Genomic DNA, 23,097 nt, shown 5'->3' with positions numbered 1-23,097 from the left:
GTCATACGGTCAGTGGTCAACCTCTTCTTTCACGAAGCCTTACGGGGCTTCAAGAGGTCACCACCTCCCACGCCCTTCTCCTCCCCCATCCGTCGCACCCCTTGCAGGAGCCCATTCCGTGCCCTCCGCCGGACTCGCCCCCCGCCGCATCGTGCAGCTGTCCGCGCTGCTCGCGATGTTCGCGCTCTTCACGGCCCAGATCGTCTCCGCTCTGCTGCCGAACGTCCCGGTGTTCATCGCCGCGAGCGCGGGCGGCCTCGCCCTCGACGTGTACTTGCAGTACCGGAACCCCGGACTGCTCTCACTGCTGAGCAAGGTCCGCTTCGACGTCACGGTCCGGCAGCTGCTGCGCGACATGCTGATCCTGGTGGGGCTCCTGCGGATCGACGGGATCAACCCGACGCGCGAGCAGGCGCCGCTCCTGATCGCCCTGTGCGTCTTCTACGCACTGCACTTCGCCTGCCAGGCCGCCGCGGTCGTGGTCCGCCGCACTCGTACGCTGCCGATCGTCACCCGCAACATCGACGCGTCCGCGCTGCGCCTGACCGCCGCGCCGCCGCGTGTCCTGGCTCGCCGCCCGGGCCACCGCCTGCTCACCTTCTCGATCCCGGCCACGGTCGGCCTGGTGATCACCGCGGCCACCACGGACGCCTACTGGGGCGGCATCGGCGTCGGCGTCGCCATCGCCCTGATGGGCGGCGGTACGGCCTACCTCGGGACCTGGCTGCTGCCGAAGAAGCGCGCCAAGAGCGAGCAGAAGGTCATGGAGTGGCTGGACAAGTGGCTGGCCGGCTACAAGCCGACCGTGGCCATGTACTTCTCGGGCGGTACGACCTCCGCGTACCAGGCGAACATGTGGCTCTCCACGCTCTCCTCCGTCGACGCCAAGCCGCTGATCGTGCTGCGTGAGCGCTTCATGGTGCAGAAGATCGACGCGACGGACGTGCCGGTCATCTGCTTCCCGAAGGTATCGACGATGTTCTCGCTGGAGAACTCGACGCTGAAGATGATGCTGCACCCGGCGAACGCCGCGAAGACCTCGCAGGTCCTGCGCATCCCCACGGTCAAGCACGCCTTCATCAACCATGGCGAGAGCGACAAGCTGTCCTCCTGCAACCCGTACGCGAAGGCGTACGACGAGGTGTGGGTGGCCGGTCCCGCGGCCCGCGAGCGGTACGCGCTGGCCGAGGTCGGCGTCGAGGACAAGGACATCGTGGAGGTCGGCCGCCCGCAGCTGGCGCCGATCCGCCCCTTCTCCGGCGCCCCCACGGGTGCGTACACGACCGTGCTGTACGCGCCCACCTGGGAGGGCTGGGACGGCAACCCGGGCAACACGTCGGTGGTGCTGGCGGGCGAGAACATCGTGCGGCGGCTGCTGGCGGACGAGGGGGTGCGGTTGCTGTACAAGCCGCACCCGATGACCGGTTCCGTCGACCCGCGCGCGGGCGCGGCGAACGAGCGCATCATGGCGATGATCCGCGAGGCCAACACCAAGCGGTCGGGCGCCCGCCCGGACGCCGCTGCCGCCGCCGAACTGGCCCGCCGTACGGCCGAGCTGGACCGGCTCACGTCCACCGCCTTCCGGCAGAGCGCGGACGAGATGGAGCGGATGCTGCTCCAGGGCGCCCCGAAGGGTGACCGCGAGGCCGCCATCACCGAGGCCACGCTGGCCTGGGAGAAGGCGTACTGGGCGTCCTTCCCGGAGTGGGAGCACCAGATCATCACGGCCGCGCGGCCGGCCATCTTCGCCTGCTTCAACCAGGCGGACCTGCTGATCAGTGACGTGTCGTCGGTCGTCTCCGACTGGCTGTCGAGCGAGAAGCCGTACGCGGTCGCCAACACCTCGGGGCTGTCCGAGACGGCGTTCCGTACGGGCTTCCCGACCGTGTCGGCCGGCGTCATCCTCAGCCCCGAGGCGGACAGCGTCCCGGCCCTCCTGGAGTCGGTCCGCCACCCGGAGAAGGACCGCTTCACCGCGGCCCGCGCCGAGCTCAAGGAGCACCTGCTCGGCCCCTCCGACCCGCCCTCCATGGCCCGCTTCAACGCCGCGATCGACGCCCTGTGCACCAAGGCCGACGAACGCCGCGTCCGCATGGAGTCCCGCCTCGCCGCGGAGATCCCCTCCCCGCGCTCGGCGGCCGAGGACGCCGCGGAGGAGGCGGCTCAGGAGCCGAACGGTGCGGAGGACTCGGTCAACGCGTAGCGTTGACGCGAGAGTTCGCGAAAGTGAGGGGCCCCGGAGATTCTCCGGGGCCCCTCACTTTCGCTTGTGCTGGTGCGTAGATGGTCGGCTGCGGGTGAGTGGGGGCTTGTCGCGCAGTTCCCCGCGCCCCTGACGGGGCACGCCCACCTCAGGGGCGCGGGGAACTGCGCGATCAACCCCCACGGCCCGCAGCCGCCCTAGAACGGCTCGAAGTCGTCGTACTCCTTCTCCGACTCGTCCCGCTCCGCCTGCTTCTCGCGGCGACGCGTGACGGCGGGGCGAGGCGCCTCGAAGCGGTGGTCCTCGCCGCGCCGGCCGAGCATTTCCGCACCGGCCATGACCGTGGGCTCCCAGTCGAAGACGACGGCGTTGTCCTCGGGGCCGATGGCGACGCCGTCGCCCGAGCGGGCGCCCGCCTTCATCAGCGACTCTTCCACGCCGAGGCGGTTGAGGCGGTCGGCGAGGTAGCCGACGGCCTCGTCGTTGCTGAAGTCGGTCTGGCGGACCCAACGCTCGGGCTTCTCGCCACGGACACGGAAGAGACCGTCCTCCTCCTGGACCACCGTGAAGCCGGCGTCGTCGACCGCCTTCGGGCGGATGACGATGCGGGTGGCCTCTTCCTTGGGCTTCGCCGCGCGTGCCTTCGCCACGAAGTCGGCGAGAGCGAAGGACAGTTCCTTGAGGCCGGTGTGCGCCACGGCCGAGATCTCGAAGACGCGGTAGCCGCGCGCTTCCAGTTCCGGGCGGACCATCTCGGCGAGGTCCTTGCCGTCCGGTACGTCGATCTTGTTGAGGACGACGAGGCGCGGACGGTTGCCGAGGCCGCCGTACTGCTTCAGCTCCTCCTCGATCATGTCGAGGTCGGAGACCGGGTCGCGGTCGGACTCGAGGGTCGCGGTGTCCAACACGTGGACCAGCACCTCGCAGCGCTCGACGTGGCGCAGGAACTCGAGCCCCAGGCCCTTGCCCTGGCTGGCGCCGGGGATGAGGCCCGGCACGTCCGCGATCGTGTAGACGGTCGAACCGGCCGTCACCACACCCAGGTTGGGGACGAGGGTCGTGAACGGGTAGTCCGCGATCTTCGGCTTGGCGGCGGACAGAACGGAGATGAGGGACGACTTGCCCGCGCTGGGGTAGCCGACGAGCGCCACGTCGGCGACCGTCTTCAGCTCAAGGACGATGTCCTGCAGGCCGCCGGGAACACCGAGCAGCGCGAAGCCGGGCGCCTTGCGGCGGGCCGAGGCCAGCGCCGCGTTGCCGAGGCCGCCCCGGCCGCCCTCCGCTGCCACGTACGTCGTCCCGTGGCCCACCAGGTCCGCGAGTACGTTCCCGGCCTTGTCCAGGACCACCGTGCCGTTCGGCACCGGCAGGACCAGGTCCTGCCCGTCCTTGCCGGACCGGTTGGCGCCCTCACCGGGCTTGCCGTTGGTGGCCTTGCGGTGCGGGGAGTGGTGATAGTCGAGGAGCGTGGTGACCGACTGGTCGACGACCAGGATCACGTCGCCGCCACGGCCGCCGTTGCCGCCGTCGGGTCCGCCGAGGGGCTTGAACTTCTCCCGGTGGACGGAGGCACAGCCGTGGCCTCCGCTACCCGCGGCGACGTGCAGCTCGACGCGGTCCACGAAGGTGGTCATGGGATGTGCCTCCAGTTACGTACGAAAAATCTCTGCTCAGCAGATCTCTGTGGATCCCGGGTCAGTCGATCCGTACGGATCCCTGCCCGGTTGATCTCTGCCCAGTTGAAACACGCGAAAGGCGGACCCGCTTCCCGTACGGGAAGTGAGGTCCGCCTCGCGAAAGATCCGATCAGGCGACCGGAACGATGTTCACGACCTTGCGGCCGCGGTGCGTACCGAACTCGACCGCACCGGCGGCCAGCGCGAACAGCGTGTCGTCCTTGCCACGGCCGACGCTCGCGCCGGGGTGGAAGTGGGTGCCACGCTGGCGGACCAGGATCTCACCGGCGTTGACGACCTGACCGCCGAAGCGCTTCACGCCGAGCCGCTGAGCATTGGAGTCGCGACCGTTCCGGGTGGACGATGCGCCCTTCTTGTGTGCCATCTCTTCTCAGTCCCTTACTTCGCAGCCGCGGGGATCTCAGTGACCTTGATCGCCGTGTACTGCTGGCGGTGGCCCTGACGACGGCGGTAGCCGGTCTTGTTCTTGTAGCGAAGGATGTCGATCTTCGCGCCCTTGTGGTGGTCCACGACCTCGGCCTGGACCTTGATGCCGGCAAGCACCCACGGGTCGCTGGTGACGGCGTCACCGTCGACAACGAGCAGGGTCGAGAGCTCGACCGTGTCGCCGACGTTGGCGGTGGGAATCTTGTCAACCTCAACGGTGTCGCCGACAGCAACCTTGTGCTGTCGACCACCGCTGCGCACGATGGCGTACACGCGGATCTCTCTCTCGCTCGCTTCGGAATCCCCGCAGTCCAGCCGCCGACAGAAGCAGACAGCCTCTCCCGGGAGCGCGAGCCACCGGGAGGAAGAGGTTTACGGGAATGCGGCACGTCTATGGACACGCCGAGGGTCAAGGTTACGGGGCCCCGACCTGGGGGTCAAACCGGGTCCGGGGCGGCTCGGGGCCGGGCCCTACACGGTCGGCTTCTCGCCGTCCGCGGGCAGCGGCTTCACGCCCTTGCACAGGTCCGTGGTGTCCGCGGTGCCCGGATAGGCGACCTTGGTCACCCGGTCGAAGTGCGTCCTGAACATGTCGTGCACGGCGTCGTCGTCGACCTTCACGATCGACTCGTCGTTCTCGCGCAGCGCGGGGCCCGTGTAGTTCCCGGAGCCGGTGAAGCTGACCTTGTTCCGCACGCCGTCGTACACGCCGTCGATGAGGATGTACTTGGAGTGGATGATGTACGGCGTCGTCAGCTTCTGGCCGGGGTTCAGCGGGTCCCGGTCGTCGTTGTAGCAGCGTACGGTCGGGCCGCCGGTCGTGTGCAGCTTCTCCCACGTGCCCGCGGTGCCGCCGGTGCTCTTGGCGCTGTCCGACTCCGCGTAGACGATGCTCACGGAGCAGCCCGCCTTCTTCAGCGAGACCAGCTTTTCCGCGATGGCCAGGCGGGTGATCTTGAAGATCGCCACCCGGACCTTGGTCGACTGCGTGACGCCCGCGGTGTCCTTGTACTTGCAGGTGACGTTGTTGAGCATCGAGTACACCGTGTCGGTGTCCCGGGTATTGCCGGCCCGCGGGAAGAAGTACGCCTTGTAGAGGCCGTTGCTCACCGTGCGGTAGTTCCAGGACTCCCAGTCCTGCGCGGCCATCGAGTCGAAGTAGTCCGCGTACGCGTCGTACATCGTCGGGTTGTTCGGCAGCATCAGCGCGTCGTTGAAGAAGCGGGTGTGCGCGGACGGCGTGGAGTTCGAGGTGGTCTCGACGACGACGTTCGTGGCGCCCTGGACGGCCGAGAACAGCCAGAACTTGTTGTGCATGATCGACTGCCCGAACTTCGGATCGCCCAGGCACGACTTGTTCTCCGGGCAGGTCGTGACGTACGAGCTCTGCGTACGGTCCGTGCCGAGCCCCGAGGCGAGCGTGCCGTACGCGGTGTTGGCCGGACGGTCGCTGATGCTGGACTCGTCGAGCAGGACCTGCACCTTCACGCCGCGGTTCTTGGCGGCCACGAGCGCGTTGACGACCGAGGCCTCCCAGACGTGGTAGACCGCGACCTTGATCGTGGAGCCGGGCAGCGCGGCGTTGGTCAGCTCGATCAGCCGGGTGCGGATCGCGAGCTGCTGGTCGCTGGTGCCGAGCGGGTCGTTGAAGATCGGCCCCTCGGTCCACGTCGGAGTGTCCACGGCTTCCGCGGTACCGGCCGACGTGGCGGCCTGGACGCCCGCCGCGGACAGCACCGTGACCAGCGCGACGGCCTGGCGCGCTCCCTTGACCGGCTTCACAGCGCGGTGTCGCCCAGTGGCTTTCAGGCGCACGCGCGCCATGAGATCCCCTCCCTGACACGTGCGAGCGTTCTCCCCAACGCGCACCCGTGTGTTCATGCGAATGACTGAGTGAGTTTGGCATGCGGGTGATCGCGTTCCAAGAGGCGGGGGGTGAATGTGAGTTCCGTGATGCCTCCGGAAGCGTGGCGGAGCATACCAAACCGGGCGCACCCCTTGGCGGTTCGGGCAGGCAGGGCGGGCCGAGGGTCGTCCGGATACGCCGACGCCCCCTGACCGGCGCGATAGCCGCAGGTCAGGGGGCGTCGTGGTCGAGGCTCGCGCCTCGGGTGCTCAGCCCTCGTCGTCCGTCTTGGTCGTCAGTCTTCGTCCGTGGAGGCCGAGACGGTGGACGGCGTCTGCTGTGTCGCCGCCGCGGTCTTCTTCGACGTCGACTTGGCAGCCGTCTTGGCGGTCTTCGCCGTCTTCTTGGCCGCGGTCTTCTTGGCGACCGTCTTCTTGGCCGCCGTCGTCGTCTTCTTCGCGGCGGCCTTCTTCGCCGTCACCTTCTTGGCCGTCTTACGGGCCGTCTTCCTGGCCGGAGTCTCCTCCTCGCCGACCTCCTCGCCGACTTCCTCCGCGGAGACCTCGGCGGGCGCTTCGGCGGGCTTCTCGGCCGCCTCCGCCGGAGCTTCCGCCGGTGTCGACGGGACGACCACGACGGCCGTCTCCTCGGACGCGGTGGGCGCGGTGGCCTTGCGGACCGCACGGCGACGCGGACGGGCCGGAGCGGCACTGTCGGCGACGGGCTCCGGCTGCGGCTCGGGCCTGGCCTCGGCGACCGGCTCCGCCTTGGGCTCGGCGGGTGCGGCGACCGGCTCGGTGACGGTCACCACGGCCGCCTCCGCCGCCTTGGGCGAACCGGCGGGCGCGGTGGCCTTACGGGTCGCCCGACGGCGCGTACGCCCCCTGGGCGCCGCTTCCTCGACGACCGGCGCCTCGGCGGCCGGTGCCTCGACGACCGGGTCCTCGACGACCGGGTCCTCGGCGGCGACGGGCTCGGAGTGCGCGACGGCGGCCGGCTCCGGCTGCACGGGACGCGCGATCTCCTCCTCCGGCGTCACGGTCTGAGCGGTCGGAGCCTCGGTCCGGCGCTCAGGCCTACGGGACTCGGACCTCGGCGCACCCGCCGGAGCCGACGCGCGCCGGCTCGTACGACGCCGCGAGCGGCCACGGGTGGCCGCGGCCTCCGCCTCGGCGGCACTGCTGTAGAGGTCCTCGTCCGGCACGAACTCGGGCTCGGGCAGTGCGACAGGCTCGGCGACCTCGGCGGCGACCTCGGCCGCCGTCTCGACCTCGACCGGCTCGAACGTCTCCGGCTCGTGCGTGTGCTCGGGCTCGGTGATCTGCTCGGCACCGCCACGGCCGCGCTTCTTGCGCTTGCCGCCGCCTCCGACGGAGGTCGGCTGCTCCATGTGCACGATCACGCCGCGGCCGTTGCAGTGGACGCAGGTCTCCGAGAACGACTCCAGCAGGCCCTGGCCGACCCGCTTGCGGGTCATCTGGACGAGGCCCAGCGAGGTGACCTCGGCCACCTGGTGCTTCGTACGGTCGCGTCCCAGGCACTCCAGGAGACGGCGCAGCACCAGGTCGCGGTTGGACTCCAGGACCATGTCGATGAAGTCGATGACGACGATGCCGCCGAGGTCGCGCAGCCGCAGCTGGCGCACGATCTCCTCGGCCGCCTCCAGGTTGTTCCTGGTGACCGTCTCTTCGAGGTTGCCGCCCTGACCGGTGAACTTGCCGGTGTTGACGTCGACCACGATCATCGCTTCGGTCTTGTCGATCACCAGCGAGCCGCCGCTCGGCAGCCAGACCTTGCGGTCGAGCGCCTTGGCGAGCTGCTCGTCGATCCGGTACGTGGCGAAGACGTCGACCTCGGAGGTCCACCGGGAGAGGCGATCGGCCAGGTCGGGCGCGACATGGGCGACGTACCCGTGGATGGTCTCCCACGCCTCGTCGCCGCTGACGATGACCTTGGTGAAGTCCTCGTTGAAGATGTCGCGGACGACGCGGACGGTCATGTCCGGCTCGCCGTACAGCAGCGTCGGGGCGTTGCCGCCCTTCGACTTCTTCTGGATGTCCTCCCACTGCGCCTGGAGCCGCTCGACGTCACGGCGCAGCTCGTCCTCGCTCGCGCCCTCGGCGGCGGTGCGCACGATGACGCCCGCGTCCTCGGGGACGATCTTCTTGAGGATGGTCTTCAGCCGCGCGCGCTCGGTGTCGGGCAGCTTGCGGCTGATACCGGTCATCGAGCCCTCGGGCACGTACACCAGGTAGCGGCCGGGGAGGGACACCTGGCTGGTCAGGCGGGCGCCCTTGTGGCCGATCGGGTCCTTCGTGACCTGCACGAGGACCGACTGGCCGGACTTGAGGGCGGACTCGATGCGGCGGGGGCCGTTGGCCATGCCCAGCGCCTCGAAGTTGACCTCACCGGCGTAGAGCACGGCGTTGCGGCCCTTGCCGATGTCGATGAAGGCGGCCTCCATCGACGGCAGCACGTTCTGGACCTTGCCCAGGTAGACGTTGCCGACGTACGAGGTCGACTGCTCCTTGTTGACGTAGTGCTCGACGAGCACGTTGTCCTCAAGAACGCCGATCTGGGTGCGCTCGCCGCTCTGGCGGACGACCATCACACGCTCGACGGCCTCACGGCGGGCCAGGAACTCGGCCTCGGTGATGATCGGAACGCGACGACGGCCCTGCTCTCGCCCTTCACGGCGGCGCTGCTTCTTCGCCTCGAGACGGGTCGAGCCCTTGATGGACTGCACCTCGTCCTGGGCGTCGCCGGGCCGCTCGTCCTTCCTGCCGCGGGGCTCGCGGACCTTGACGACCGTGCGCTCGGGGTCGGCCTCGGTCGGCTCGGCGTCGACGGGCGCGTCACCGGCGCGACGGCGACGGCGGCGACGGCGACGGCTGCTGCTGGAGCCGCCGGCCTCCTCGCGCTCGTCCTCGTCGGCGTCTTCCTCGGTCTGCTCGGCGGTGTCCTCTGCGTCCTGGGCGGCCTGCTCGGAGGCGTACTCGTCGCTCTCCGCGGACTCGCCGTCCGACTCGGCGGACTCGCCCCGGCGGCGACGACGGCCACCGCGGCGGCGCCGGCGACGCGAGCCGGTCTCCTCGGACTCGTCACTCTCGGCGGCGTCCTCGGCGGACTCCTCGTCGCCCTGCTCCTCGGCCTCGGGGGTCTCGACGACCTCCGCGGCGACGGGGGACTCCTCGACCTTCCTGCGGCGGCGTCGGCGAGATCCGCCGGTCTCCTCCTCGGAGACGGGGGCGGGCGCGGGGGTCTGCTGGACCGGCTCGGCGGTTTCCTCGACCTCTTCCGTGTCCTCGGCGGCCTCGGCAGCGGCGGCGGCCGCGGCGCGCTCCGGCGTCTGGAACATCGGCTCGGTGAAGACGGGCGCCTGGAACACGGCGACAGCGGGGCGGCGTGCGGGACGCCGACCGGACTCCTCCTCGGACTCCACGGCCTTCTGCGGTGCGGGCGCGGAGAAGCCGCCGGCCGCCTTGCGCGTGGCACGGCGCCGGGCGCGTCGAGGAGTGGCCTCCGCCTCCTCAGCGGCGGCCTCGGCCTCGGCGGGGGTCTCGGCCTCGGTGGCCCGGTCGTTGTTGGCAGCGGCCACAGGGGCCTCCCTGCGCTCGTCGCGGACAACGGCCTCGGCGGGCTCGGTCGCGGTGGATGCCGCGGCGCGCTCCGCCTTCGGCGTGGTGGCACGGCGGGTGGGCGCGGCGGCGTCCTCGGCGGACGCGGCTGCGGGTGTCTCGGGCTCCGCCTGCGGCGCACCCGCCGGAGCGGTGGCACGACGCGTGGCGCGACGGCGCGAACGGCGAGGAGCGGCGTCCTCGGCCTCGCCGGCCGGCGCCTCTTCGGCGGCCGGGGCGGAGGTCGTGGCCTGGGCCTCGACAGGCTCGGGCGTCACCGGGGCCTCGGTGGTCACCGGGGCCTCTGTGCCGACCGCCTGCGGCGCACCCGCCGGAGCGGAAGCACGACGCGTGGCACGACGGCGCGCACGCGGAGCGGGAGCGGCCTCATCGGCCACAGGTACGGATTCGGGCTCAGCCACGGCCTCGGCCACGCGCTCGGCCTCAGCGGTCTCGGACACAGCCGCGGCCTCGTCGCCCGACGTGGCGGCGGCCGCGCTGGTCTCCGCCACCTCGGCGGCCTGCGGCGCACCCGCGGGAGCGGACGCACGACGCGTGGCACGACGGCGCGTACGCGGAGCGGGAGCGGCCTCATCGGCCACAGGTACGGGTTCGGGTACCGATTCGGGCTCAGCCGCGGGCTCAGCGAGCGCGGCCTCCTCCTCGGTGGTCGCCGGAGTGGTGACCGTAGTGGCCGAAATCACGGTCTCGGCGGTCTCCGGAGCGGCAGCCTCGGCTGCCGTCTCCTCGGTCTCCTCCGTCGCGAGAGCGGCGGAGCTCACAGCCGGTACGGCCGGTGCCGTGGTCTCGGCCGTGGCCTCGGACGCTGCCGAGGGTGGTCCCGCGGGGCGGGACGCGGCGCGGCGGCGCCTACGCGGCGGCAGCGTGTCGCTGGGGGTGCTGTTCTCGGAACCCTCAATGGGTTCGGTCGGCTCGAGCATGCGGGTGGATCTCCCGTCAGGCTCCCGGGCGCCACACCTGATCCGGTGACGTCCGCGGCTCGCGCGATGCGCGGTGCCGCCGTCCGGGGCGCGGGCGCCGCACGGGAGCTCTCTGTGTCCTGTCTCGCCGGTTCCGTACGCCATGTGTGCGTACGGCCTGGCGAAAGTCTTCTGGTCGGTGCGCTGCCCGACCCAGGTGGCTCCCGGATACGAGGGCGGCGCTTCGACGTCCGTCCTTACGCGGGACCTTCCGGCACCGGCGCCTTCGCGGCGGCAGCTGCGGCGTGCCCTGAGAAAACTGTTGGGGCGGCTGCTGCTGCCTCGCGGTCGGGCGCGAGCGGGTCGGTCACCGTGCCGGTCTCTTCATCGAAAAGCCCCTGCGCCAGCCTGGTCACCGCTGCGGGGACCGGCGGCGCCAGGTCGGCCACAGCTCGGAGACCGGACAGGACGTCGTCAGGTCGAACGGCAGGCGTCACGTGCCGAACAACCAGCCGCAGTATCGCACAGGGCTGGTCGGTCGGCCTATCAGCCTGTGGACGGTGCGTCTCAGGCAGTGTCTCGGGCTGCGCGGCGTGCGCCTCCAGGCTCGCGACGGCGCCGCGGGCGTCGAAGGTACGCATACCGTTCTTCGTCTTGCGCTGGACCTCGACGGTGTCGGCCGACTTGAAGGCGTCGACCGCGCGCTTCGCGTCCTCGGGCGCCACGCCGTCGAGGCGCAGCTCCCACACGGACCCGGTGAGCCGGTCGGCGAGACCCGACGTGCGGGCCTCGACCGCGTCGACGATGTCGAGCCCGGCCGGGAGCGACTCGTCGAGGAGGTCACGCAGCTTGTCGGGATCGCGCGCGTCGGTGAGCGCGATCTCCAGGTACTCGGCCTCACTGCCCGTGCCGGTGGGTGCGGCATTGGCGTACGACACCTTCGGGTGCGGCGTGAACCCGGCCGAGTACGCCATGGGCACCTCGGCGCGGCGCAGCGCACGCTCGAAGGCGCGCTGGAAGTCGCGGTGGCTGGTGAACCGGAGGCGGCCGCGCTTGGTGTAGCGCAGTCGGATGCGCTGCACCGCGGGTGCGGGCGGCGGGCCTTCGGGCTGTCGCTTGCCCAGTGTCTTTCAGTCCTTCGTGAGAGCGGTCGTACTGCTACCTAGAGTACGTGTCTTGTCGGCCACCGGTTCCCGTCGGGAGCGGTCTGTCTCTGACTACCGGCTCCCGCCGGGCTTGGCCAGGCTCACCGACTCGGGTTCGCTCCGGGGTGGGGCCAAAGGCGCCGGCGCGGGCTCCGGCGGCGCCCCGAACAGCATGCGCCGGATGTCGGCCCGGGTCTGCCGCGCCGTCTCGCGGGCGCTCGCCACGGCCTGCCGGGTGGTACGCCCCACACTCCGGGCGGCCTTCGCGGCGGGCCGCCACACGGCGTCCCGTACGAGGTGCCCGACCGGGGTGAGCACGCTCCTGTACGCCCACCGCACCGGCTCCACGAAGATCCACCGGAAGAGCCGCCCGAGGAACCGCCCGACGGCGAGCGACACATACCCGGCGACTCGCCACGCGTGGCCCAGGGCTTCGCCGAGCTCACGTGCGACGACACCGATCCCCCGCCCGACCGGCACGAGCACCCAGCGCCACAGGGCGAGAGCGGGCACGACGAAGATCCACCGCAGGAGTGTCCCGACCACCATCGCGAGCCAGGTCATCCCCGCCCAGACCCCACGCCCCACCCATGTCATGCCTGCCCATAGGCCCAGGCCGACCCATGTGACGCCGGCCCACAGACCCCGGGAGACCCACACGACACCGGCCCACACACCACTGGCGACCCATACGACACCGGCCCAGAGCCCGCGAGCGACCCATGTCACGCCCGCCCACACCCCCAGACAGACCCATGTGATCCCGCCCCACAGCCCCCGCGCGGCCCAAGCCACGCCTGCCCCGAAGCCCGCGGCCAGCCAGGCGATCCCCCGCCCGGTCGGCGCGAGGAGCCATCGATACGCCCACCCGGCAGGAACGACCACCAGCATCCGCCACAGCCAGGCGCACCCGGCCCCGGTCCCCCGCAGCACCCACACGACGCCGTGCCCAAAAGGCGTCAGCGCCCGCTCGTACAGCCACCCTGCGGGCACGACGAGCAGCACATGCCCGAGCCGGCCCAGTGCCCTGCCCGCCGGCAGGACCATGTACCGCCACAGCCCCACCCACGGCCAGACGAACACCGCCTTGCCCAGCCACACCAGCACGTGCCCGAGACCGGTCAGCAGCCACCCGCCGAGAGCCGCGACTCCCCCGGCCAGCCACACAATTGACCGTCCCACAGGCGCGAGCACCCACACGATCGCCCGCCCCACCGGCCGGAACACCGTGTCGTTGAGGAAACGCCCGCCGACGACGAGCGCGTCCCACACCATGCGCACCGGCAGGACCAGCACGAAGACCACGATCCGCACCGGAACACGGATCGCGACGGCCAGACATCCCTCGGGAGCGGATGCTCGCTGCCCCACAGGCGTCGCAGCCGCGGGTGTCACCGCAGATGTCTCGGGCGCCGCGGGCGGCGGCGACTTTTCCAGGTCCATGAGGACGAGGACGCGTCAGCGGCCCGTACGGATCCAGAACCGCAGCTTTCCGCCGCGTTCGTCCTCGAACTCTCCACCATTGGCCTCTATGACCTTGCGGGAGCCGACGTTGGTGGTGTCACAGGTGACGAGGACCCGGTCGAGCCCCAGTTCACGCGCGTGCGGCAGGACGTCACGGAGCATCGCCGTGGCGTACCCCTTCCTGCGCGCCGTGGGCCGTACCCCGTAGCCGATATGACCACCGAAGTCGCGCAAAGACGGGGTCAGACGGTGACGCAGATGGATCCGGCCCAGGTACGCGTCCCCGTCCACGTACCAGTACCAGCTGCCCGGCACGAATCCCTCCGGGCGCCGCCCCTGCTCCAACTCCTCTTCGCGAATCGCCGCGACATACCGCGCGAATCCCTCCGGCTCCCGCCAACTGCCGCCATACACGGCGAGTTCGTGCTTGAGGGTGTTTCCGAAGTACTCGCTCTCGTCGAGGTTCTCGCGCACGGCGTCCAGGAAGGAGGTCCGGAAACGGGGATCGGGGCTGATGAGCTGCGGCATCGCCTCATTGTGCCGCGACGCCCGAGAACCCGGCCACGGTATTTTTCGCCGCCGCCCGAGCCATCGGACCGTGTGACGAAGTGTCACCAGTCAGGGTTCAGCCGGCGCGTTATCGAGGGCTATCGGGGGCTATCGGGCCGAAGCGGTGTCGTAGTCGTCCCGGGCCCGCTCGACCTTCGCGAGGTTCTCGGCGGCCCACTCGGTCAGGTGCGCGAAGAGCGGAGCGAGGCTGCGGCCGAGTTCGCTGATCTCGTACTCGACCCGGGGCGGGACCTCTGGGTGGTACGTGCGCACGACCAGCCCGTCGCGCTCCAGTTGCCTCAACCGCTGGGTCAGCACCTTCGGCGTGATCCGGGTGATGCGCCGTTCCAGCTCGACGAACCGTTGCCGGCCATGGGTATGGAGGCTCCACAGGATCGGCGTGGTCCACCGGCTGAACACGATGTCCACGACCGGGCCGACCGGACAGGCGAGCTCCGGGTCGGTCCCAGCGGGTGCCGTCCGCATCACATTGCCCGTCATGCGCATCCCTTCGGGATAGCCACTTTCCTATAGGTACCTACTATACCGGCGGTGTTAGCTTCCCCTCGTCGCCCGGAAAGCAGCCATCCGCGGCGTTCCGCCCGCTCGGGCAGCGACAACCACACTGAACCAACACGGGAGTTGCTCATGATCGTAACGACGGGGGCGACCGGCAACGTAGGCCGATCGCTTGTGCAGACCCTCGCGGCAACCGGCCACCAGGTGATCGCGACATCCCGAAGCATCTCGGACGCGGACGTCCCGGACGGCGTCCGGCACCGACAGGCGGACCTGATCGATCCGGAGAGCCTGCGACCCGTGTTCGACGGTGCCGACGCGCTGTTCCTGCAAAGCGGCGGCCCCAGCGCGCACCTGCTCAGCCCGCACAACATCCTCGACGCCGCCAAAGCAGGCGGCATCGGGCGAGTCGTGCTGCTCTCCTCCCAAGGAGTCGCCACCCGACCCCAGTCGGCCTCGCACGGGGGTACGGGACTGGCCATCGAGGACGCTGTCCGGCAGTCGGGCCTGGACTGGACGATCCTGCGCCCCGGCGGCTTCGACTCCAACGCCTACGCCTGGGCCGAGTCGGTCCGCACCCGACGTGTGATCGCCGCGCCCTTCGCCGACATCGGCCTGCCCACCATCGACCCGGCCGACATCGCCGAGGTCGCCGCAGCCGCCCTGCGCGAGGACGGCCACGCCGGACGAATCTACGAGCTGACCGGGCCCGCCCTCAGCACGCCCCGGCACCGGGCCGAGGCGATTGGGAACGCGCTCGGCGAACCGGTCCGCTTCGTCGAGCAGACCCGCGACGAGGCCCGCGAACAGATGCTGCGATTCATGCCCGAGCCCGTGGTCGAAACCACGCTCGACATTCTCGGTACGCCCACCCCCGCCGAGCAGCGCATCAGCCCCGACGTGGAGCAGGTCCTCCACCGCGCGCCCGCCACGTTCGCCGACTGGGCGAAGCGCAACATCTCCGCCTTTGCCTAGCCCACCACGCCTGTTGCCGCTGCGGCTGCGGCTGCTGCCGCCAAACCCCCAGGTCAGGCTGGCGGCTGCCAGAGCTGCCTCCGGACCAAAGCCCCCGGGGTATCAGCAATCCGCAGCCAACGCCACACTCACCTCAATGCCCGTGCCCGCCGCTACCGGCCCCCGCGTTGACCACACTCAGGGGCAGCAGCTTCTTCCCCGTCGGGCCGATCTGGATCTGCGTGTCCATCTGCGGACACAGTCCGCACCAGAGCAGCCTCAGGCCTGCCGCAGGGAAAGCGCCACCCTGCGCCGCTCCACATCGACTTCCATGACCACGACCGAGACCTCGTCGGCGACCTGTAGGACCTCCGCCGGAGCTTCCACCGGCGCCGATGCGAGCTCGCTCAGATGAACCAGTCCCTCAATCCCGTCGGCGACCTGAACGAATGCGCCGAACGGGACCAGTTTGGTGACCCGACCACGCAGGATCTGGCCCACCTCGGTGCCTTCGGCGAACGTCGCGAAGGGATCCGGCTGCAGCGCTCGCAGGGACAGCCGGGCCTCCCCGTTCCATGTGTCGAACTGCAGGAACTCGCACGACACACGCTGTCCGACCTCAACGACATCCGAAGCATCTTCGAAACGCCGCCAGGACAGCTCGGGAAAGGTGACAAAGCCGACCCCAGGAAAGACCGGGTGTTCAGGGCCGTCGTCCAGCGCGACGAACACGCCGAAACTCTCGATCGCCGCGACCGTACCGGACAGGATCTCGCCGGGTTGAAGGCGCTTGAGGAACATCCAGAGTTCCCGGTCCTCGGTGGCCGCCGTCGACAGGAGAACCTGGCCCTCGTCGGAATCAACGGCGATCACCTCGGCACTGATCCGCCGCCCGACCTCCATACCCTCACCCGGACGTTGAAGCCAGGGACCATCCAGCGGCCCCACCATCCCCAGCGGGCGCGCGGCGAAGCCGTCCAAGGTCACCGTCATCCCAGACCGATTGATCTCCGCAACCGTCCCCCTGCAGACATCGCCGACATGGATCGACGACAGAAACCTCCGGACAGCCTGGTCGGCCGACACTTCCCCCATGCCATCCAGGCTCTCACGAGGAGCCTCGCGCTAGATCCACTCCACCTCCGAATAGACACCAGTCGAGCCCCCAGGAGGCGGCAGCGGCGTTCTCGGCGCCTCCCGCACGATCCCCTGCCGTTCTCCGCTCTGAGCGCCGAGCGCCCTCAGGACGGCAGCCGCCTCTTCCTCGCCGCCGTCCCCCAGGACCTCGACGATGCGCCGCAACGCCTCACTCACGTCAGTGAGCATGTCCGCTGGTCGTGGCGTCCTTCTTGACCGTCAGCGGCAGCAACTTCTTACACCGTAGGGCCGATTTTCGGTGGGGCCCGTTTGTGGCCATGTGTCGAACTGCGGGCAGATGCCGCACTGCGATGTGCCGTGGGACTACTCCACTTCGATTCCGTGCTCCTGGACGAGTTGCACCAAACCGCCCGTGTAGCCCTTGCCTCCGAGCACGAAGTCCCAGTCGCCGTTGGCCTTGCGGCGGAACGAACCGAGGACCAAGGCCGTCTCATGTGGGCGACCATCGGAGACCTCAAGGCGGCCAAGCTCCGCCATCGATGGGTCCAGCAGCCGGATGCAGGCATCAGTGAAGCCGGACAGATCAGCATCCGGATTCACTTCTGGGTCCACTGCGGCGACGAGGACGAATCGATCAGCTCTTTCCGGCAGCGCTTCGAAGGACACACGGATTGCTGCCTTGTCCGGTGGAGTGGGGGGCAGCGCGCGGACAGAGCCGTCCGGTGTCTGGGAGTTGTTGAAGAAGACGAAGTGGTCCTCGCTCAGGACTCGGTTGCCGCTACAGACGAGCGCGCATATGTCCAAGGCGACACTGCCGGACCACGACATGCCCAGCACGTTGTAGTCGTCGGGTTGGGGCGTGGCGCTCGACGGTGTCGCCTGTGCAGGAGCTGTACGGTCATCCACCCCCAGGCGTCCACGGAGTCCATGTCGATGCAGCAGGTCGACGAGTTCGCTGCCCGAGATGAGTTCCAATGGCTTGCCATTGGCGAAGGTATGCGAGCCCGGACCGAAACCTGATGTTGTGACCAGGACGCCCTTGTTGGCGCCGGCATCCTGAACAGTGCCGTACAAGTCACGCACTGCTGTCGGAGGAACGGTGTTGCGGTAGCGCTTCACTTGCACCACGATCTTGCCGCCCCGGATCGGAGTCGGGTCCAATGCGTCGACGTCGACCCCACCATCATTCGAACGCTGGGTCGTCACCGCCTGCATTCCCATGGCGCGGAAGAGATCAGCCACGAGCGACTCGAACGCGATCGGATCCATCTCGTACAGATCTGGTTCCTCATCGCCGCCATGAGTGACGACGTGGTTTCCGACGTCCTGGGGCCTCCGACTCGGCCGTACGGGAACCCGTTGATCAGGACGGGAAGTCAGCTGACCCCGAAGGCCATCAACCAAGCAGCTGGCTGCGTCCACCTGTTCCAGGCGCAGGTCAGTGAACATGGACCGCTGGGCCATGACGGTGGCCAGGAAGATCTGCGCTTGCCTCCCCGTCGCTGGATCGTGGTCGTCCACGAATCCGTTCAGCGCCACGGAATCAAGAGCTCGGTGCTCGTCCGCCGCGAAGAGGTCGTTCAACACCAGCAGAACGCATTGCGCGAGTACATCCCGGTACAGCGCTCGGCGCTGGCCCGCTGGACGAGGAGTCTCCTTGTCCTGATCGAGAGTCGGCATATAGCGCACCGACTTCGCTTCGGGAGTGATGTCGTATCCGGGCAGCTCCCAGTCGAGCACCAACTGGCGCGCTGCCGAGTCATAGGCCGCGGAGACCTGTCGCGGGAAACCTTCCGGCCACGCGGTTGAGGAGTACAGAGCGGCCGAAAAGTACTCCACGACAGCTTCGGCGTCCCCCCGGCTGACTCCCGCAGTCACCTCAGCAATGTCCGCGTTGTGCCGACGCGCCTCCGCCCGTTGGGCTCCAGCCCACTGCTCGTACTCGCGCGAGTACGTCGCCAACTGTTGCTGCCGTTGGGCTTCTGCGGCTTGCGCCGCATGCCAGTCGTGTTCGAATCGAGCACGTGCTTCGGCCTGCGCTTGCGTTCGCCGGCTTGCAGTCCAGCCACCCTGCGCTTGGTACTGGTTCGGGTCCGGCATAGGCACTGGAATCGCGAGTGGTCCCGGCGAGAAAGACTCAACCTCCTCGGAACGGATGAGCGCAGCAGCTCTGAATGCCGGGGCTCGGCAGCCGGCAGCCAGCAACCCCTGGAGGGACTCAACCCGTGCTTCGATTTCCTCGGTCCGCCGCCTGGCCTCTGCCTGCCGGTGCTCCCGCTGGCCTTGAAGCGCCTGGCGTTGGTAGGCGCGCGCTTGTCGCTCCTGCTGCCTTCGCTGCCTGGCCTGAGCCTCCATCTGGCGCTGTTGCTGGCGCTGCGCCTCGGCCCACACCCCCACCAAACCACTAGAGCGACGACTCATGCGCTAGGCCCTCCCCCGGACATCGGCACCGCCCGCCGAACGCTGATTGTCCCCACAACCAGCTGTAACGGAACGACTTTATACAGCAACAACCGTCTCGCCTATCAACTTGCCAAACACAGCTTTGCCTCGGCTATCCCTGCAGGCCACCACACTCAAGAAGCACAAGGAGGCCAAGGCTCATCAGCACCTCCTGCAACTGCTCTCCTCCGTCCCCCCAAGGCGATCACAGCGCAACCAGGACGAAGACGACCACTGCGGCCGGGGCTCCAGCGCAACCCCCCAGAGACAGGCGCCCCACGGCTTCCTCTGCGGAGGCCCGGCGGGAGAAACCCACCGAGGACCGCACGCGGAGGGCACCTCGCGAACTCGGAGCAGCCGCTCAGGCAACAGCCCGAGTACGGCTCTCTCCCAGGCTGTCAGCCCCTCAGACCCACTCCACCTCGGAATGGACAGTCGTCGAGCCTCCAGGCGGCGGCAGGGGCGTCCTCGGCGTCTCCCGCACGATCCCCCGCCGCCCACCCCGAGCACCGAGCGCCCTCAGGACGGCAGCCGCCTCTTCCTCGCCGCCGTCCCACAGAGCCTCCACCATGCGCCCCAACGCCTCACTCACGTCAGTGGGTATGTCCGCTGGTCGAGGCGTCTTTCTTGACCGTCAGCGGCAGCAGCTTCTTGCCGCTCTCACTCAGTTGTGGCCATGTATCGAACTGCGGACAGACACCGCAATCAAAGCAAGGCGTCCACCGGCAGTCCTCGACCTCCGTCTCGTCGAGGGAGTCCTGCCAGTCCTCCCAGAGCCAGTCCTTGTCGAGGCCGGAGTCGAGGTGGTCCCAGGGGAGGACTTCCTCGTAGGTGCGCTCGCGCGTCGTGTACCAGTCGACGTCCACGCCGAACGCGGGGAGCGTCTTGTCGGCGCAGGCCATCCAGCGGTCGTACGAGAAGTGCTCGCGCCAGCCGTCGAAGCGGCCGCCGTCCTCGTAGACGGCGCGGATGACGGAGCCGATGCGGCGGTCGCCGCGGGAGAGGAGGCCCTCGACGATGCCGGGCTTGCCGTCGTGGTAGCGGAAGCCGATGGAGCGGCCGTACTTCTTGTCGCCGCGGATCTTGTCGCGGAGCTTTCCGAGACGGGCGTCCGTCTCCTCCGCCGACAGCTGCGGGGCCCACTGGAAGGGGGTGTGGGGCTTCGGCACGAAGCCGCCGATCGACACGGTGCAGCGGATGTCGTTCTGGCCGGAGACCCTGCGGCCCTCGGCGATCACCTTCATCGCCATGTCGGCGATCTGCAGGACGTCCTCGTCCGTCTCGGTCGGCAGGCCGCACATGAAGTACAGCTTCACCTGGCGCCAGCCGTTGCCGTACGCCGTCGAGACCGTCCGGATCAGGTCCTCTTCCGAGACCATCTTGTTGATGACCTTGCGCAGGCGCTCCGAGCCACCCTCGGGGGCGAAGGTCAGGCCCGAGCGCCGGCCGTTGCGCGTCAGCTCGTTCGCCAGGTCCACGTTGAACGCGTCCACGCGGGTGGAGGGGAGGGAGAGGCCGACCTTGTCCTCCTCGTACCGGTCCGCCAGGCCCTTCGCGATGTCGCCGATCTCGCTGTGGTCGGCGCTCGACAGGGAGAGGAGGCCCACCTCCTCGAAGCCCGTCGCCTTCAGGCCCTTTTCGACCATGTCGCCGATGCCGGTGATCGAGCGCTCGCGCACCGGCCGGGTGATCATGCCCGCCTGGCAGAAGCGGCAGCCGCGCGTGCAGCCGCGGAAGATCTCGACCGACATACGCTCGTGGACCGTCTCCGCGAGCGGGACGAGGGGCTGCTTGGGGTACGGCCACTCGTCCAGGTCCATGACCGTGTGCTTGGACACGCGCCACGGAACGCCGCTCTTGTTCGGTACGACGCGGGCGATGCGGCCGTCGGGGAGGTACTCGACGTCGTAGAACGCCGGGATGTACACCGAGCCGGTACGTGCCAGGCGGAAGAGGGCCTCCTCGCGGCCTCCCGGGCGGCCCTCCGCCTTCCAGGCACGGATGATCCCCGTCATGTCGAGCACGGCCTGCTCGCCGTCGCCGATGATCACCGCGTCGATGAAGTCCGCGATCGGCTCGGGGTTGAACGCCGCGTGGCCGCCGGCCAGCACGATCGGGTCGTCCAGCGTGCGGTTCCTCGACTCGAGAGGGATGCCCGCGAGGTCCAGCGCCGCGAGCATGTTCGTGTAGCCCAGCTCCGTCGAGAAGCTCAGCCCGAACACATCAAAAGCGCCAACCGGCCGGTGGCTGTCCACCGTGAACTGCGGGACCTTGTGCTCCCGCATCAGCTCCTCCATGTCCGGCCACACGCTGTACGTGCGCTCGGCGAGCACGCCCTCGCGCTCGTTCAGCACCTCGTAGAGGATCTGCACGCCCTGGTTGGGCAGACCGACCTCGTACGCGTCCGGGTACATGAGCGCCCAGCGGACGTCGCAGGAGCTCCATTCCTTGACGGTGGAGTTCAGCTCTCCGCCGACGTACTGGATGGGCTTCTGCACATGCGGGAGCAGAGCTTCGAGCTGTGGGAAGACCGACTCGGCAGACATCTCGCACTTCCGTGGACCGACAGGGGTGACCCACAAGCCTAACGCGGCTGGGACCACCTCACTGCACGGCAGTGGTCAGCACCCCCACGCCGGCGGGGATGCCCTACGTCAGATCAGCCAGATGAGACGACCGCCCGGGCGTCCGGTCACGCCAGTGCCGTGCGCTCGATCGATTCCCAAGCGCCCGGCAGCGCCCGCTCGTACTCCGCCGCCCGCCGCTCCTCCCTCCCGTACAGAAGCCCGTACGTGAAGGCGCTCTCCCCCGCCGCGTGCGCCTGCGTCGCGACGTCGCGCAGGGCGAGCCGGGTCATGACGCTGTCCTGATGCTCGCCGAGCAGGCCTTGCAGCGACTTCATCGATTTGACCAGGCCGGAGGCGGGGGGACCGAGGGCGGGGGCGGCCGCCTCCGCCGCGTACCGGGTGCGCTTGGCCTTTTTGCGGGCCTCGTGGATGGCGAGGTCGCGGGCCGAGCCCGGTGGCAGGTCGATGGCCTGCCCGACCAGCCCCGACAGCTTCGCGAAGTCCTTGCGTACGGCCTTGTCGATCACTTTCTCCGGCGTTCCCGAGGCAGCCTTGAGCAGCGGCGGATCGGCGACCAGTGTGTCGAGGGCGCCGAGCAGTTCCAGGTACCGGCGGCCGTCGAGGACCGCGATCAGATGGCGCCGGGAGCCGGAGCGGCGGGCGTGGGACCAGGTGCGCAGGCGGGTGCGGACGGGGCCGGCGAGCAGGGCGCGCGGCAGTTCGTCGAGGGCTGCCGTCAGCCGTTCGGTGAGGACTTCCTGATCGCGGTCGAGGCCCAGTTCGCCGGCCAGCCACTTCAGCTCCTCGCCGATCGGGTCGGTGACGGTCCGGTCCATGACCTGCCCGTAGGAACGGAAGGCGCTGCGCATCCGGCGGGTGGCGACGCGCATGGCGTGCACGGAGTCGAACAGGTCGCGTCGTACGGCGGGGTCGAGTTCGACTATCGCGTCGCGCTGGGCGCGGATGTACGCGAGGACGTGGTCGCCCGCGGTGACCGGCTCCTGGGCAACCTCGGCCGTGGGCTTCTTCCGCCCCGTCTCCCCCAGTGCTCTGGCCAGCTTGGAGGCCGACTTGGAGCGGCGGACGCCGGCCTTGCGGAGTTTCTTCTCGACCTTGTCGAGGAAGGCGGGGTCGCCGTCGTCCGCCAGTTCCACCTCGATCTCGGTCCACTCGGCGGTGCCCTGGCCCTCACTGAGCCGCTCGGCGCGTACGCGGTCGAGGCTGATCTCGGCGAGCAGGCCCCCGGCGGCGTCGACGAGGTGGCGGACGTCGCGGGCCGACAACAGCCGTACCACGGGGATGAGTTCGGCGTCGCGTACCCGGGAGCGGACCAGGCCGGTGAGGGTGCGGGGCACGGTGTCGGAGAGCGGGGCGTGGATCTCGTCCCGTACGCCGTCGGAGACGGGGAGTTTCAGGTGCCAGCCCGCGTCGTCGCCTCCGGTGCGGCGGCGCAGGGTGAGCGATGCGGCGGCGAGCCGCTGGTCGGCCGTGTCGTAGTAGGTCGCGTCGAGTTCGGCGACGCCTTTGTCGATGACGGCCGAGACGCCGGATACGCGCGTCAGGTCCGGCAGGTCCGACAGTCCGGTGCTCGCATCGGCTTCGTACTTACGCTCGATCTCCCGCTTTGTGTCCGCCATGGAACGAATTTAG

Annotated in this window: 17 protein-coding genes; 2 read left to right on the top strand and 15 right to left on the bottom strand. The window is 69.5% G+C overall.

Features of this window, described 5'->3' with window-relative positions; translation table 11 throughout:
- Positions 1 to 118 precede the first annotated feature (118 nt).
- Positions 119 to 2,203: a hypothetical protein gene (locus tag ACTWQR_RS37050; RefSeq protein WP_443231620.1), complete on the top strand. Its 2,085-nt coding sequence runs from the start codon at positions 119 to 121 to the stop codon at positions 2,201 to 2,203.
- A 197-nt stretch (positions 2,204 to 2,400) separates the two neighbouring features.
- Here the strand turns inward: ACTWQR_RS37050 and obgE are convergent, their stop codons facing one another.
- From obgE to ACTWQR_RS37005, 9 genes are all read right to left on the bottom strand, one after another.
- Positions 2,401 to 3,837, bottom strand: coding sequence for a GTPase ObgE (gene obgE, locus ACTWQR_RS37045; protein WP_443231619.1), 1,437 nt, complete (start codon positions 3,835 to 3,837; stop codon positions 2,401 to 2,403).
- A gap of 172 nt (positions 3,838 to 4,009) precedes the next feature.
- Positions 4,010 to 4,264 carry a 50S ribosomal protein L27 gene (gene rpmA / locus ACTWQR_RS37040; RefSeq protein WP_006374707.1) on the bottom strand — a complete coding sequence of 85 codons (255 nt, stop codon included), beginning with the start codon at positions 4,262 to 4,264 and terminating at the stop codon, positions 4,010 to 4,012.
- 14 nt (positions 4,265 to 4,278) lie between these two features.
- Positions 4,279 to 4,599, bottom strand: coding sequence for a 50S ribosomal protein L21 (gene rplU / locus ACTWQR_RS37035; protein ID WP_443231618.1), 321 nt, complete (start codon positions 4,597 to 4,599; stop codon positions 4,279 to 4,281).
- A gap of 198 nt (positions 4,600 to 4,797) precedes the next feature.
- A complete protein-coding gene (locus tag ACTWQR_RS37030; RefSeq protein WP_443231617.1) occupies positions 4,798 to 6,150 on the bottom strand; it encodes a phospholipase D-like domain-containing protein in 1,353 nt (450 codons plus the stop codon).
- A 317-nt stretch (positions 6,151 to 6,467) separates the two neighbouring features.
- Entirely contained in the window at positions 6,468 to 10,730 is a 4,263-nt protein-coding gene (locus ACTWQR_RS37025) for an Rne/Rng family ribonuclease (RefSeq protein WP_443231616.1), read from the bottom strand.
- A gap of 236 nt (positions 10,731 to 10,966) precedes the next feature.
- A complete protein-coding gene (locus ACTWQR_RS37020; RefSeq protein WP_443231615.1) occupies positions 10,967 to 11,791 on the bottom strand; it encodes a TIGR03936 family radical SAM-associated protein in 825 nt (274 codons plus the stop codon).
- A gap of 135 nt (positions 11,792 to 11,926) precedes the next feature.
- Entirely contained in the window at positions 11,927 to 13,297 is a 1,371-nt protein-coding gene (locus ACTWQR_RS37015) for a hypothetical protein (RefSeq protein ID WP_443231614.1), read from the bottom strand.
- Positions 13,298 to 13,312: 15 nt separating this feature from the next.
- Positions 13,313 to 13,846, bottom strand: a complete 534-nt coding sequence (locus ACTWQR_RS37010) for a GNAT family N-acetyltransferase (RefSeq protein WP_443231613.1) — start codon at positions 13,844 to 13,846, stop codon at positions 13,313 to 13,315.
- A 129-nt stretch (positions 13,847 to 13,975) separates the two neighbouring features.
- A complete protein-coding gene (locus ACTWQR_RS37005; RefSeq protein WP_443231612.1) occupies positions 13,976 to 14,368 on the bottom strand; it encodes a winged helix-turn-helix transcriptional regulator in 393 nt (130 codons plus the stop codon).
- A 147-nt stretch (positions 14,369 to 14,515) separates the two neighbouring features.
- On the opposite strand from ACTWQR_RS37005, the gene ACTWQR_RS37000 reads away from it, so the two are divergent.
- Positions 14,516 to 15,361: an NAD(P)H-binding protein gene (locus tag ACTWQR_RS37000; RefSeq protein ID WP_443231611.1), complete on the top strand. Its 846-nt coding sequence runs from the start codon at positions 14,516 to 14,518 to the stop codon at positions 15,359 to 15,361.
- Between the two features lie 258 nt (positions 15,362 to 15,619).
- Here ACTWQR_RS37000 and ACTWQR_RS36995 read toward each other — a convergent pair whose 3' ends face one another.
- From ACTWQR_RS36995 to ACTWQR_RS36970, 6 genes are all read right to left on the bottom strand, one after another.
- Entirely contained in the window at positions 15,620 to 16,435 is an 816-nt protein-coding gene (locus ACTWQR_RS36995; RefSeq protein ID WP_443231610.1) for a S1 RNA-binding domain-containing protein, read from the bottom strand.
- A 30-nt stretch (positions 16,436 to 16,465) separates the two neighbouring features.
- A complete protein-coding gene (locus ACTWQR_RS36990) occupies positions 16,466 to 16,654 on the bottom strand; it encodes a hypothetical protein (RefSeq protein WP_443231609.1) in 189 nt (62 codons plus the stop codon).
- A 147-nt stretch (positions 16,655 to 16,801) separates the two neighbouring features.
- A complete protein-coding gene (locus tag ACTWQR_RS36985) occupies positions 16,802 to 18,859 on the bottom strand; it encodes a restriction endonuclease (protein WP_443231608.1) in 2,058 nt (685 codons plus the stop codon).
- Between the two features lie 427 nt (positions 18,860 to 19,286).
- The gene (locus ACTWQR_RS36980) at positions 19,287 to 19,472 is read right to left on the bottom strand and encodes a hypothetical protein (protein WP_443231607.1); all 186 of its coding nucleotides are present in this window, start codon (positions 19,470 to 19,472) and stop codon (positions 19,287 to 19,289) included.
- Between the two features lies 1 nt (position 19,473).
- Entirely contained in the window at positions 19,474 to 21,426 is a 1,953-nt protein-coding gene (locus ACTWQR_RS36975) for a TIGR03960 family B12-binding radical SAM protein (RefSeq protein ID WP_443231606.1), read from the bottom strand.
- Positions 21,427 to 21,572: 146 nt separating this feature from the next.
- On the bottom strand, positions 21,573 to 23,084 hold the full coding sequence (locus tag ACTWQR_RS36970) for a CYTH and CHAD domain-containing protein (protein WP_443231605.1): 1,512 nt from the start codon (positions 23,082 to 23,084) through the stop codon (positions 21,573 to 21,575).
- Positions 23,085 to 23,097 lie beyond the last annotated feature (13 nt).

Origin of the sequence: Streptomyces sp. 2A115, from assembly GCF_052245575.1 — a bacterium.
Classification (GTDB): domain Bacteria; phylum Actinomycetota; class Actinomycetes; order Streptomycetales; family Streptomycetaceae; genus Streptomyces.
Note: the sequence above shows the minus strand (reverse complement) of the source record. Positions and strands in the feature narration are given on the sequence as shown.

What these genes read in the sequence shown, in the direction of transcription:
- obgE (WP_443231619.1), bottom strand. Translation starts at nt 3,837, where the DNA reads ATGACCACCTTCGTGGACCGCGTCGAGCTGCACGTCGCCGCGGGTAGC.
- rpmA (WP_006374707.1), bottom strand. Translation starts at nt 4,264, where the DNA reads ATGGCACACAAGAAGGGCGCATCGTCCACCCGGAACGGTCGCGACTCC.
- ACTWQR_RS37030 (WP_443231617.1), bottom strand. Translation starts at nt 6,150, where the DNA reads ATGGCGCGCGTGCGCCTGAAAGCCACTGGGCGACACCGCGCTGTGAAG.
- ACTWQR_RS37025 (WP_443231616.1), bottom strand. Translation starts at nt 10,730, where the DNA reads ATGCTCGAGCCGACCGAACCCATTGAGGGTTCCGAGAACAGCACCCCC.
- ACTWQR_RS37015 (WP_443231614.1), bottom strand. Translation starts at nt 13,297, where the DNA reads ATGGACCTGGAAAAGTCGCCGCCGCCCGCGGCGCCCGAGACATCTGCG.
- ACTWQR_RS37010 (WP_443231613.1), bottom strand. Translation starts at nt 13,846, where the DNA reads ATGCCGCAGCTCATCAGCCCCGATCCCCGTTTCCGGACCTCCTTCCTG.
- ACTWQR_RS37005 (WP_443231612.1), bottom strand. Translation starts at nt 14,368, where the DNA reads ATGACGGGCAATGTGATGCGGACGGCACCCGCTGGGACCGACCCGGAG.
- ACTWQR_RS37000 (WP_443231611.1), top strand. Translation starts at nt 14,516, where the DNA reads ATGATCGTAACGACGGGGGCGACCGGCAACGTAGGCCGATCGCTTGTG.
- ACTWQR_RS36995 (WP_443231610.1), bottom strand. Translation starts at nt 16,435, where the DNA reads ATGGGGGAAGTGTCGGCCGACCAGGCTGTCCGGAGGTTTCTGTCGTCG.
- ACTWQR_RS36985 (WP_443231608.1), bottom strand. Translation starts at nt 18,859, where the DNA reads ATGAGTCGTCGCTCTAGTGGTTTGGTGGGGGTGTGGGCCGAGGCGCAG.
- ACTWQR_RS36975 (WP_443231606.1), bottom strand. Translation starts at nt 21,426, where the DNA reads ATGTCTGCCGAGTCGGTCTTCCCACAGCTCGAAGCTCTGCTCCCGCAT.
- ACTWQR_RS36970 (WP_443231605.1), bottom strand. Translation starts at nt 23,084, where the DNA reads ATGGCGGACACAAAGCGGGAGATCGAGCGTAAGTACGAAGCCGATGCG.